This is a genomic window from Rhodococcus globerulus NBRC 14531 (assembly GCF_001894805.1).
GTDB classification, from domain to species: domain Bacteria; phylum Actinomycetota; class Actinomycetes; order Mycobacteriales; family Mycobacteriaceae; genus Rhodococcus_F; species Rhodococcus_F globerula.
On the sequence record NZ_BCWX01000003.1, the window covers coordinates 107443 to 119719 of the forward strand.

At 62.5% G+C, this 12277-nt stretch carries 9 protein-coding genes; 5 read left to right on the forward strand and 4 right to left on the reverse strand.

What is annotated here, in order from left to right:
- The first annotated feature begins 2 nt into the window (after positions 1–2).
- The 3 genes from RG2_RS15720 to RG2_RS15730 all read left to right on the forward strand — a co-directional run bounded on the left by RG2_RS15720 (position 3) and on the right by RG2_RS15730 (position 6603).
- On the forward strand, positions 3–3311 hold the full coding sequence (locus RG2_RS15720) for a UvrD-helicase domain-containing protein (RefSeq protein ID WP_033232422.1): 3309 nt from the start codon (positions 3–5) through the stop codon (positions 3309–3311).
- On the forward strand, positions 3308–5173 hold the full coding sequence (gene recD, locus RG2_RS15725; protein ID WP_033232420.1) for an exodeoxyribonuclease V subunit alpha: 1866 nt from the start codon (positions 3308–3310) through the stop codon (positions 5171–5173). Before RG2_RS15720 ends, recD begins: the two co-directional genes overlap by 4 nt.
- 125 nt (positions 5174–5298) lie before the next feature.
- Positions 5299–6603, forward strand: coding sequence for a hypothetical protein (locus RG2_RS15730; protein ID WP_051730360.1), 1305 nt, complete (start codon positions 5299–5301; stop codon positions 6601–6603).
- A 68-nt stretch (positions 6604–6671) separates the two neighbouring features.
- Here the strand turns inward: RG2_RS15730 and RG2_RS15735 are convergent, their stop codons facing one another.
- Positions 6672–7973, reverse strand: a complete 1302-nt coding sequence (locus RG2_RS15735; protein WP_033232418.1) for a TrpB-like pyridoxal phosphate-dependent enzyme — start codon at positions 7971–7973, stop codon at positions 6672–6674.
- A gap of 358 nt (positions 7974–8331) precedes the next feature.
- Here RG2_RS15735 and RG2_RS15740 point away from each other — a divergent pair, with 358 nt between their 5' ends.
- Positions 8332–8910: a TetR/AcrR family transcriptional regulator gene (locus tag RG2_RS15740; RefSeq protein ID WP_033232654.1), complete on the forward strand. Its 579-nt coding sequence runs from the start codon at positions 8332–8334 to the stop codon at positions 8908–8910.
- On the opposite strand, the gene RG2_RS15745 is transcribed toward RG2_RS15740, so the two are convergent.
- Complete coding sequence (locus RG2_RS15745) at positions 8888–9763, reverse strand: aldo/keto reductase (protein WP_033232416.1); 876 nt, start codon at positions 9761–9763, stop codon at positions 8888–8890. The two genes, RG2_RS15740 and RG2_RS15745, sit on opposite strands and share 23 nt — an antisense overlap.
- A 51-nt stretch (positions 9764–9814) precedes the next feature.
- Here RG2_RS15745 and RG2_RS15750 point away from each other — a divergent pair, with 51 nt between their 5' ends.
- Positions 9815–10639: an HAD family hydrolase gene (locus tag RG2_RS15750; protein WP_033232415.1), complete on the forward strand. Its 825-nt coding sequence runs from the start codon at positions 9815–9817 to the stop codon at positions 10637–10639.
- Here RG2_RS15750 and RG2_RS15755 read toward each other — a convergent pair.
- Positions 10636–11157, reverse strand: a complete 522-nt coding sequence (locus RG2_RS15755) for a CinA family protein (protein WP_033232414.1) — start codon at positions 11155–11157, stop codon at positions 10636–10638. The two genes, RG2_RS15750 and RG2_RS15755, sit on opposite strands and share 4 nt — an antisense overlap.
- A 232-nt stretch (positions 11158–11389) precedes the next feature.
- The gene (locus tag RG2_RS15760) at positions 11390–12271 is read right to left on the reverse strand and encodes an alpha/beta fold hydrolase (protein ID WP_033232413.1); all 882 of its coding nucleotides are present in this window, start codon (positions 12269–12271) and stop codon (positions 11390–11392) included.
- Positions 12272–12277: the final 6 nt, after the last annotated feature.

Below are 12277 nucleotides of genomic sequence, written 5' to 3' on the forward strand. Positions count from 1 at the left end.
TCATGGACTTCGACCTGCTTGGCCCCCTTCCTTCCGGCACAACGGTATTGGAAGCAAGCGCGGGAACGGGTAAGACCTACGCCATTGTGGGTCTGGCAACTCGGTGTGTCGCCGAAGGCGTGGCGGATATTTCGCAGGTATTGCTGGTGACGTTCAGTAGGGCTGCAACACAGGAGCTTCGGGAGCGGACGCGTGAGCGATTCGCTGGTGTATCGGCTGCGCTGGCCGACCCGGACCGTGCCCGTCACTCGGACGACGTGTTGATTCGTCATCTGGCATCTGCCGACGACGAAGAGGTGGCACGTCGTCGCCGCCGACTTCTGCAGGCACTCGCGGAGTTCGATTCCGGCACCATGACCACAACGCACAGCTTCTGCCAGCGGATGCTCGACGGTCTGGGTATCGCGGGTGAGCGGGAACCGGATGCGACGTTTGTCGAATCGGTTGACGATCTGATCGACGAGGTTGTGTCCGATCTTTACCTCGTCCGCTACAGCGCCCTGGATACGTCCCCACCGTTTTCTGTGAAGGATGCGCTGGCGATCGCGCGGAGTGCGGTCGCAGACGGGCAAGCTGTACTCGAACCCGATGCCGACGAGGACACCATCCCGGGGCAGCGGGTGTTGTTCGCGGCGGCAGCGCGGGATGAGGTCGAACGACGCAAACGTGCCAGGGGGATTCGCGACTTCAACGACCTCCTGACGTTGCTGCACGGGGTGCTCGCCGACCCCGACTACGGACAGGAAGCCTGTCGCCGCGTGCGCGAGAAGTTTCGTGTGGTCCTGATCGACGAATTCCAGGACACCGACCCACTGCAATGGGATATCTTGCGCCTCGCGTTTCACGGGCACACCACGTTGGTTCTTGTCGGTGACCCCAAGCAGGCTATCTACGCGTTCCGTGGAGCGGAGGTGCTGAGCTACCTCGACGCCGTACAGCAGGCCGATTCGCATCAGGAACTCACTACCAATTGGCGCAGTGACCCCGGTCTGCTGGCTGCGCTCGAGCATCTGTACGGCGGTGCCGCGCTGGGTAACGACAGCATCGTCGCTCATCCGGTTGCGTCGTCGCACAAGGTTTCCCGGCTTCCCGGGCAGCCGTCGATGCGTTTGCGTTATCTGCCGCGCACCGGCGCAGGTCCGCTCAATCGGTCGCAATTTCCCGCGGTCGGCAGATTGCGGAGCCGAATCGCCGACGACTTGGCCGCCGACGTCGTGCGCGTGCTCTCGAGTGGTTCCGAGCTGAGTCTCGGTGGTGTGAGCCGGCCTGTTGTACCCGGCGACATTGCCGTCCTGGTGCGTAATCACAAGCAAGCCGAGATGATTCGTGGCACGTTGGAACTCGTCGGTGTTCCGTCTGTATTGACCGGCGGCTCCAGCGTCTTCGCGACGGCGAGCGCAAAACACTGGCTATGGCTGTTGCAGGCCGTCGAGCAGCCTCACCGTGCAGACCGGGTGCGGCTGGCTGCGCTGTCGCCGATTCTGGGCCATACGCCCGAGGCGATGGATTCCGATGGCGACGCCGTCGTGGCTGCCGTGTCCGGGCAGTTGCGAATGTTTGCCGAGCTGTTCCAGCGAATCGGGTTTGCGGCGGTTTTCGAAAAAATATCGGGTGAAACAGGTTTGGAGCGAAGAATCCTGTCGTCGCCGTCCGGCGAACGTGATTTCACCGATCTGCGTCACGTGGCGCAATTGCTCGGCCGAGTCGCGGCCGAAGAATCGTTCGGCCTGAGCGCCCTCGTACGGTGGTTGGGGGATCGGATCAAGGACCCGGCGTCGGGAAGCGTGAGTGATCGCAGCAGACGTCTGGACAGCGACGCAGCGGCAGTGCAGATCGCCACGGTTCACGCCAGCAAGGGCCTCGAGTTCCCGATTGTGTACGTGCCCTTCGGTTGGGACAGCGTCGGCGGATTCGCCGCGGCGACCCAGATGCTCCACGACGGCGACGGACGCCGGATTCTCGACGTCGGTGGGGCTGAAGGGCCGGGTTACAACACTCGGAAGCTGACTGCTGAAACGGAGGGAGCGGGCGAAGAGTTGCGTCTGCTGTACGTGGCGCTCACCCGGGCGCAGTGTCAGTTGGTTCTTTGGTGGGCACCGGCATACGGTACGTCGCGGTCTGCGTTGCACAGGTTGCTACTCGGGCGTACACCCGGAATCGTGGAGCCCGCCCGAGTGGTGAAAGTACTTGATGACGGCGCCATTGCCACGCGATTGGAATCGTGGCCGGCGGACCGCTCGGACGTGATTTCCGTCGAGTCGGTCGGGCCGCACCCACCGTCGGTCGATCGTTGGTCCGAATCCGTCTCGGAGACCTACGAGTTGGAGGCAGCTCGCTTCGATCGTGACCTGGATACGCTGTGGCGCCGGACGTCGTATTCGGCGTTGACGGCGGGCGCTCATCATGCGCCCACCACCGGCAGTGAGGTCGAGGATCCGGGGAAGGACGACGAACCGGCGGACTTCGTGGACGTCGGACCCGTGGAAGCCTCACCGCTGGAGGCATTGCCGTCGCCGATGAACGGACTTCCCGCGGGCGCCGCGTTCGGCACGTTGGTTCACGAAATTCTCGAAGTTGTCGATACCTCCGCTGTGGACTTACGCAGCGAACTCGAGATGCGATGTGCACAGGCGGTTTCTGCGCGGGCTGCGGACCTGGACCCGGTGGCGCTGGCGAACGCGCTCTTTGCAGTCATGCACACGCCACTGGGCTTCGGAACGCTGGCAACAATCGATCCTTCGGATCGACTGCCGGAGTTGGACTTCGAATTGCCGCTGGCCGGTGGTGACGATCCGGTGTCATTGATGGTCACGCTGCGTCAGGTGGCCGAACTTCTCCGAAAGCATCTGCCGCACGACGACATTCTGGCGGGTTATGCCGATCACCTGGGGCGGGTCGACGCCATACCGATGCGGGGATTCCTGACCGGCAGTATCGATGCAGTACTGCGCATTCCGGGGCCTTCGTTTGTGATCGTCGACTACAAGACCAACAGGTTGGGGCGCGGTGATCTCACGGCTGCGCATTACACCCGGGACCTGATGGCAGCTGAGATGATTCGCTCGCATTACCCGCTTCAGGCTCTGTTGTACTCGGTTGCATTGCATCGCTATCTGCGGTGGCGACTTGCGGATTACGATCCGGGGCGGCATCTGGGCGGAGCGCAGTATCAGTTTGTCCGGGGGATGCTCGGACCGGAAAGTCCGCCGGAATGCGGTGTATTCGAGTGGAAACCACCGGCCGCGCTCATCGTCGAGTTGTCGGATCTGCTCGCGGGTCGATCTTCGCTTGACGTACTGGAGTTCTCATGACCGAAGCGCAGTTGGCCCAGCGAGCGCGTGGGATCGTGCGCACGTTCAATGAGGCCGGGGTCCTTCTGGCCGCCGACGTCCACGTTGCTGTCAGATTGTGCACGCTGGGCGGGGAACCGTCGCCAGGCGTGATGTTGGTGGCCGCGTTGGCGGTTCGGGCGGTGCGCTCGGGATCGGTTTGCCTGGATCTACGACGCATGCAGGATGTCAGCGTCGACGGGGCCACCGAAGCCGAACTTGCCGCGTTACCCTGGCCGGAACCTGAAGCGGTGATCAGCGCGTTGCGGTTGAGCCCCTTGGTGATCGGCGGAACTGCCGGGCCGTTGCGACCGCTGCGACTGGTGGATAGCGACGACGGAGAGTTGCTGTACCTGGATCGGTACTTTTTGCAGGAGCAGACAATTCGGCGGGTGCTCGACGAGCGAGCCGAGACGCATCCGACAGTCGACACCGAACAGTCGCGCACCCGATTGCAGACAACTTTTCAGGGGGATTCAGGCCATACCAGTGGCCCTGACCGTCAGCGCATTGCGGCAGCCCTGTCGCTCACACACTGGACAACGGTTATCGCGGGTGGCCCGGGTACCGGCAAAACTCACACGGTGGCACGTATTCTTGCGCTGCTTCTCGAAGAGCACGGCAGCGAGTTACGAATCGGTCTGGCTGCGCCCACCGGCAAAGCGGCTGCGCGATTGCAGGAGTCGGTGCGCGAGCAGGCGGAGCAGTTGAAACTTCCGGCAGACCTCACGGCGATGACGCTGCACCGTTTGTTGGGCTGGCAACGGGGCAGCGCCAGCAGGTTCAAGTACAACGCGTCCAACCGCCTGCCGTTCGATGTGATCGTGGTGGACGAGACGTCGATGGTGTCGTTGACGTTGATGGCTCGATTACTCGAGGCCGTGCGTCCTGACGCGCGACTGCTGTTGGTCGGAGATCCGGATCAGTTGACGTCGGTGGATGCCGGCGCGGTCCTCGCGGATCTTGTTGCACGACCGTCGAATGCGGAGGGAAACAAGGCGCTGGCCGACATTGTCGGTGCGGACTTGGAACCTGGAGGTACTGCCGAATCACTCACCGCGCACGATCGTGAACGTCTCCGCGGCGGCATAGTTCAACTTTCCCGTGGCCGACGATTCGGCGGAATCATTGCGCAGTTGGCAAGCGCGGTTCGGGAGGGCAAGGCAGAGGAGGTTATCGGCCTTCTTCGTAGCGGTGATCCCGCCGTGTCGTTTCACGCGCCCGAAGACCTCGACGCGCTGCGTTCCGATATCGTCACGAGCGCTGAGTCCGCGACTGGATTCGCGAAGCAGGGTGACGCGATGAGAGCGCTGAAAGCGATGGAATCGCATCGGCTTCTGTGCGCACACCGCGACGGCCCGTACGGCGTCAGCCGGTGGGCAAAACAGGCCATGGACTGGGTGGGGGCTGAGGCAGGGGAGTTCCTGAATCCTGAACAGTGGTATCCCGGCCAGCCGCTGTTGGTCACAGCCAACGACTACGAGGTCGGCATCTACAACGGAGATACCGGAGTCATTGTCGAGGGCGAGGGCGGAGTGCTCATGGCAGCCTTCCAGCGCGGCGACAACAATTTCCAGTTACACCCGAGCTCATTGTCCTCCGTGCAGACGGTCTATGCGATGACCATCCACCGAAGCCAGGGCAGTCAATACGACACCGTCTCCGTCATGTTGCCGGCCGAGGCGTCGTCGCTGCTCACTCGGGAGTTGTTGTACACCGCGATTACTCGCGCGCGAACTCATGTTCGCGTGATCGGAACAGAGGAGTCCGTGCGCGCCGGCGTCGAACGCCAAGTGCTCCGGGCCAGTGGCTTGCGACGTGCCATCCGTCCCTACGACGGTTGAAATGGCTGCATAAGTTCCTCTGGAAGCCCTCGACCTTCAGGTGAGATTGAGTGCGTTTGTATCTGGGTATGTACTTCTGTGCATGCTCCGCTGTCGATGCTTCATCGAGAGATACGAGACACTAGATGGACTCTGCTGATGCTGAACCCCTCAGTAAGTCGGAACGCGCCGAACTCGAGAAGTTACGCGCCCAATTTGCGGCTACCAAGCCGACTGAGAGGCAACGGGCTGAGCATTCGGGGCTTCGGTGGATCGGCGTCTGGATCTTGCTCATCTTGATTCTTGTGCTGTCGTTCGCCGGTGTTCTCGCGCGTTATGCACGCAGCGAATTGCTCGATTCCGAACGCTACGTGCAGACGGTGGCGCCGCTGGGGTCGAATCCCGTCATCCAGGGTGAGATCACCAACCGGATCACGGATGAGATCGATTCACAGTTGGACATCGAGAAGGTGACAGCGGACGCGTTGGCAGCGCTGACCGAGAATGCGGAGCGGGTGCCGCAGGTAGTGGTCGGTCTCGCGCCGGTCATTGCTGATCAGGCAAAATCGTTCATCCACCAGACAGTCGGCTCCGTGGTGTCCTCGGACGCATTCGAGAATCTGTGGGTCGAGGCGAATCGTGAAGCCCACCAATCCTTGACGGCGGTATTGACCGGCGACACGCGAGCTGCGGTCGACATCAGTGACAAGGGTGAGGTCAGCATCTCGCTGGCCCCGCTGATCGAGAAGGCGCGCAGCGCACTCGTCGATCGTGGGTTTGCTTTTGCCGACAAGATTCCCGATGTCGACAAGTCCTTCGTGATCTTCGAATCCCCGAAGTTGGTCAAGGCTCAGCGTCTTGTGTCTGCGCTGGACAAAGCGTCCTCGGTTCTTCCGTGGGTGATCATCATTCTCGCAGCCGGGGCAATCTGGTGCGCGCCCAAGGGATCGCGTCTGCGGACTTTGTCGCTGGTCGGAATCACCGTTGCCGTGGCGATGGCGCTCCTCGCGGTCGCACTCAGCATCGGGCGCGCGGTGTACCTGGACGACATTCCTGCAGACGTGTTGTCGCCCGCGTCAGCCGGGGTTATCGTCGACACCCTTCTCCTGCCGCTCAAGACCAGCCTGCGGGCCGTCTTCGTTCTCGGCGTTGTGATTGCGATCGTCGGCTATCTGACGGGTGGATCGTCGTCGGCGCTTGCCGTGCGCCGCGGATTCAGCAAGGCAGTCGACTCTGTCAGATCACCGAGTACGGATCGTGAACCACGTGCCATCGAGACGATATGCGCAAAATATATTGTGGCGCTTCGCGTTTTGGTCGTTGTCATCGCCGTGGCTGTACTTGTCTTCTGGCGCTACCCGTCGGGTGTTGTCGTAGCGGTGACGGTGCTTGTGACAGTGCTCGCGTTGGTTGCGCTAGAGGTGATTGCGCGGCCGGCTCGGGTGCATTAGGGCCTTCGGCCCCGTGCGCCTTTTTGGTAGTCGGAACTACCAGAAAGGCGCACAGGGCCCGCAGGGCCTCAGACGTACGGCGAGTACGCGGGCAGATCCAGCTGACCGTTGCCGGACAGGCCGATCACGATCACCTCAGGTTCGGTGACGGAACGCGCGTGAGCGATCGCACCCGCAACTGCGTGGGTGGATTCCGGAGCCGGGATGATGCCCTCGGCGCGGGCGAAGATCAGACCGGCGTTCAGTGCATCGTCCTGATCGATGGCGATGGCATCCATCAGTCCCAGATTGACAGCATGGGAGACCATCGGCGACATACCGTGGTAGCGCAGTCCGCCGGCGTGGATGGCCGGGGGAACGAAGTCCTTGCCCAGGGTGTGCATCTTGAGCAGTGGGGTCAGGCCGGCAACGTCACCGAAGTCGTAGCGGTACTCGCCCTCGGTGAGGGACGGGCAGGCCGACGGCTCGCAGGCAACCAGACGAGTCTTGGTGCCCTCACGCAGATTCCGTCCCAGGAACGGGAAGGTCAGGCCGGCGAGGTTGGAACCGCCGCCGGCGCAACCGAATACGGTGTCAGGGATGGCGTCGCCGGCTTCTTCGAGCTGAACCATGGCTTCCTGGCCGATGACGGTCTGGTGCAGCATGACGTGGTTCAGGACGCTACCGAGTGAGTAGTGCGTGTTCGGATCCTGCGCGGCAACCTCGACTGCTTCGCTGATCGCCATGCCCAGGGAGCCCGTGGTGTCAGGGTGCGATTTCAGCAGTGCGCGACCGGCTTCCGTCAGATCCGACGGCGACGGGTGGCAGATTCCGCCGTACGCCTCCATCTGGATGCGGCGGTACGGCTTGGAGTCGAAGGACGAACGGACCTGCCACACCTCGACGTCGAGTCCGAGCAGCGCGCCGGCGAAGGACAGCGACGCGCCCCACTGGCCGGCACCGGTTTCGGTGGTGAGCTTGGTAGTTCCCTCGATGGCGTTGTAGTACGCCTGAGCCACAGCGGTATTCGGCTTGTGTGAACCGACGGGGCTTACGCCTTCGTACTTGTAGTAGATGCGGGCAGGCGTTCCCAGTGCTCGCTCGAGGCGGTGTGCGCGGAAGAGCGGGGAGGGCCTCCACATGCCGTAGATCTCGCGGACGGTCTCGGGGATCTCGATGTACCGTTCTGTCGACACTTCCTGCGCGATGAGATTCATCGGAAACAGCGGTGCCAGGTCCTCAGGACCGAGTGGCTCGCGGGTGCCCGGGTGCAGGTGCGGGGGAACGGGTTCGGGGAGGTCGGCCGCCAGGTTGTACCAGTGCGTCGGAACCTTCGACGGGATGGAAACGCCCAATGGTTCGAGCGAACGGTTGAGTGGGGTGGTGGTCAACTAACTCTCCTTCATGGATTTCGGTACCTGGTTCGCGGTATCGGGTGATCCAATGCTGGAGCGTTGCGGACCACCCGATCTCGTCTGGGCAGCACACAGTTGCGGCTGACCGTCAGCGGTCAGGCCACCAGCTGTGCGGGGCGGGGAAGGTCACGAGCCGATGGTACATCGAGTGCCCGCATGGTTGCTGAACCGTCTCGGTCTGTGGACTGGGCGAGGATCGAGTGAGCACGGTTTGTCTCGAGTGAGCATGGACTTCAGCAGGCGGGAAACCGTGCGCACTGTGCAGAAAGGGTGCTAGCTCCGGGACGTAGCATGAACCCGACAGATGAACGAGAGGAACGGAGGCGCAGTTGCGATGGCAGACCTGAGCTCGCGTGAGCGGATGATCCGCAGCGCCGTCGAGTTGATCAGCCGCAACGGCGTCGACGCGACCTCGTTCAACGACGTGATCAAACACAGCAGCGCCCCGCGCGGGTCCATCTACCACCACTTTCCTGGCGGCAAAACTCAGCTGATGGTCGAGGCCGTGCAAGCTGCAGGCGCCGTCATCACGCGTCGGATCAGTGCGGCGTCGGCTACCGGATCGCCGGCCGACATCATCGATGCCGTCGGCGATATCTGGCGTCGCAACCTCGCGAACTCCGATTTTGCGATCGGCTGTCCGATCATCGCCGGTGGGCTCGCTCGGGCGAGCGAACCCGAAGTTGCGCAGGCCGCTGCCGAGGTTCTGGCGGGTTGGCAGACACTTGTCGAGACCGCGCTTGGCGAGGCAGGCTCACCGCCGGATCAGGCGCGATCGATGGCAAATGTGACCATCGCCTCGATCGAGGGGGCCGTTGCGCTGTGTCAGACGACGCGCAGCATCGAACCCCTCGAACGAGTGATGTCAACTCTGCAGGATCTGTCGGAAACTACTGTGGCGCACCGATATTAAGTTCGTCGGGATGGGCGCCGACGCGAGTGCCGTCGTCGAGCGTGGCGATTTCGCTGAGGTCGAGTTCGGTGAGTTCGAAGTCGAAGACGTCGATGTTCTCGGCGATGCGGGCATCGTGCACGGACTTCGGAATGACGATGAGGCCGTTCTGCAGATGCCAGCGGATCAGTACCTGCGCGGCTGACTTGCTGTGCCGATCACCGATTCGGGTGATGATCGGGTCCGTCAAAAGTGTGTTCGGCTTCGACGCCGGACCCCATCCTGCGTTACTGGTCCCACCGAGTGGGCTCCACGACTCGACCGCGATTCCATGCTCGGCAGCCTTGTCGCGAATGGCGTGCTGGGGGAGATGGGGATGCAATTCCACCTGGTCCACAGCGGGAAGCAGCCCACCTCGGTCGACAAGAAGTTGCAGGTGGTGGGGTTCGAAGTTGCAGACGCCGACGGCCTTCGCGCGGCCTGATTCAGCGATCTTCTCCATGGCGTCCCACGTGCGGAGCAGTCGTTCCTTGTCCTGGAGCGGCCAATGGACTAGGTACAGGTCGACATAGTCGACGCCCAATTTCTTGATGCTGGTATCGAACGCTGCCAACGCCGGTTCGTAGCCCTGATCGGAGTTCCACAGCTTTGTGGTGAGGAAAACGTCCTCACGGGCAACCGATGATGCCGCGATGCCGCGTCCTACGCCCTCTTCGTTGCCGTACGCGGCAGCGGTGTCGATGTGGCGGTAGCCGGCGTCGTCGAGCGCAAAGCGCACGGCGTGTTCGGTTTCGTCGTTGGTGGCCTGCCAGACTCCTAGGCCGAGTTGCGGGATCGTGGTTCCGGAATTCAGGCTGATGTCGGGGATGCTCATGTATTCAGGCTAGCGAGGCTGCCGACGGATTGCCTGGCATCATGTATTCACGTGACCCGAATCCGAATGTTTGCCACCGACCTCGACGGCACCCTGCTGCGCTCCGATCGAACGATTTCGGAGCGGACGGCGCAGGCGATGGAGAGCGCACGCCTGGCGGGAATCGAAGTGGTGTGGGCGACGGCTCGGGCTCGGCATTCGGTGCATACGTTGGCGAGCTCATGCGGGTTTCGGGGCAAGGCCGTGTGCGCCAACGGTGCTGTGATTCTAGATCTTGCCGACGGTACACCGAAGATCGTCGATACTGTCTCGATCGAAACATCCTTGGCGGCAACGGCAATGGAACAAATCCGCACACTCGTTCCCGGCGTCGTGTTCGCGAATGTCGGGCCGACACAGTTCTTTGCGGAACCCGAATACGCTGCGCTGTGCGACTTCACGGATCACCACAGGCACGTCCACGAGATGGTTCTTGCCGATACGTTGCCGCTGGAGATCGAACCGATGGTGAAGATTGTTGCCCGGCATCCGGACGTGTCGAGTTCCGATCTCTACCGAACCGCCGCGGCAGCCGGAATTACCGGCGTCGAACTCACTCATTCCGGTGCCCCGTACATGGAAATGGCGGCATCCGGGGTGTCCAAAGCCAGTGCACTCGCACAGTTGTGCGCCGCTGAAGGCATTGACCCGTCGGAGGTCGCGGCCGCAGGTGACGCCGTCAACGACCTGCCGATGTTGATGTGGGCAGGTACCGCCTTGGCGCCGTCGAACGCGCTACCGGAAATTCTCGAACTTGCAGACCGAGTGCTGGCGAGCAACGACGAGGACGGGGTGGCGAGCTACCTGGAGGAATTGGCATCTTCGAACCACGGCTAACTCGCCAGTCTGGTGTGATCGCCGCCGGCGGCATGCTGCGCTAACAGTTTGATCGCATGCTCGACTGTCGCGGCGAGAATGTCCTCCGGCTCGCCGCTGAATACCTGTTTCTCAGTCTCGGCGACACCATGATCGACAACCCCGAACCACACTGTTCCAGGATCTTGGTCCTCCTGGGGTTCTGGGCCTGCCTCCCCGGTGACGGCCAGAGCCAGCGTGGCACCCATCAGGGTTGCAGTGCTGTGGGCCATGACTCGCACCGCGTCTTCACAGACGACGGGGCCGTCCGGAACGTGGAGCACGGAATGCTTGACCGCCGGACTGTACGCGACAATCCCACCACTGAACCAAGACCCGGCATCGGGCGCCTTTCCCAGGTGCGCAGCGATATTTCCGGAGGTCAGTGATTCCGCTGTTGCGACGGTCAAACCGCGTCTTGTTGCTGCGGTTGCCAATTGTTCGCACACATCGTCGAGGCCGCGTTCAGTGGGGAGTGCGGGTTGGGGATCGGTGCTCACCTTGTTGTCCTTTCAGTTCGCAGAAGGCGCGCGAAAGCGGTCCCACACCCGGTGCGTCTTCAAGAGTTCTGTCAGGGCGTTGACCGCTTCCTCCGGGTCGGGCGCAACTAGAATTCCTCTGCCAAAGCCCTACCCCACACATGATTCGACAAACATCGTGCTGGTAGCCCCGCTCGAACGGGTCGTGTTGTTATTCGACCATCGGTAGTGGACGCGAGGCGCGGCGGCAATTTCAGCCCGTGACAGCCTTAGGTCCGAAGCCCACGCCGCAGTCCGTCATGAATTCTGTAAACACGCGATCGAACCGGTCGGGGTAGTCAAGGTGCGGGAAATGTCCTGCGCGGGGGAAGATCTCGACCCGACCCAGGGGTAGTTCGGCGCGGGCGTTCTCGGTGTGCGCGTTGGGGATGATGGTGTCTTCGGCGCCCCAGACCAAGAGTGCCTGCAAGTTCTGGAACTTCGCGAAATGTGGTGTAGCGGCCACGGTTTGGCCCTGGTAATTGATCACCGAGCGGGCAGTGGCAAGGAAAGCCTGCCGGGTTGCGGCGTCGGATACCGTCGCAAGGCTCTTGCGAGCTTCACTGGCGCTGGCACCCAATTTGAACAGCCCGATCTTGTTGAACAGTTCGAGAGCTTTGTCGGTGACGTCGGTCAGCGTCTTGGACGCCAGGACGGGAAGAACCAGTTCGCTGCCGGGCAAGGTTGCGGCCCGAAGGAGTGGGCTGACTTCGGGGCCCAGGCCACCGCTGGCCACCAGGCACAGGCGCTCGACGCGGTCGGGGAACAGATACATGGCTTGCATGGCAACACCGCCGCCGAGGGAGTGGCCGACCAACGTGGCGGAGGGGATGTCGAGTGCTTCCAGGAGATCGCGCACGGTCGCGGCGTGGGCACTCAGGGAGTAGTCGCTGGCCGGCTTGTCGGACGCTCCGTGCCCGAACAGGTCGGGTGCGATGACGCGGTAGCGCCGCGACAGCGTCTCGATCTGCGGTTCCCAATTGGTATGTGCGCCGAGAAGGCCGTGGATCAGGACGACAACGGGGCCTTTGCCCTGGTCGACGTATTTCAGCTGGTCACCGTGCAGTACAACGGTCTGCAATTGATCGGTTGCCATGGTTGA

Excerpts from the sequence above, each read along its gene's own strand:
- RG2_RS15720 (WP_033232422.1), top strand. The coding sequence starts at position 3 with ATGGACTTCGACCTGCTTGGCCCCCTTCCTTCCGGCACAACGGTATTG.
- recD (WP_033232420.1), top strand. The coding sequence starts at position 3,308 with ATGACCGAAGCGCAGTTGGCCCAGCGAGCGCGTGGGATCGTGCGCACG.
- RG2_RS15730 (WP_051730360.1), top strand. The coding sequence starts at position 5,299 with ATGGACTCTGCTGATGCTGAACCCCTCAGTAAGTCGGAACGCGCCGAA.
- RG2_RS15740 (WP_033232654.1), top strand. The coding sequence starts at position 8,332 with ATGGCAGACCTGAGCTCGCGTGAGCGGATGATCCGCAGCGCCGTCGAG.
- RG2_RS15745 (WP_033232416.1), bottom strand. The coding sequence starts at position 9,763 with ATGAGCATCCCCGACATCAGCCTGAATTCCGGAACCACGATCCCGCAA.
- RG2_RS15760 (WP_033232413.1), bottom strand. The coding sequence starts at position 12,271 with ATGGCAACCGATCAATTGCAGACCGTTGTACTGCACGGTGACCAGCTG.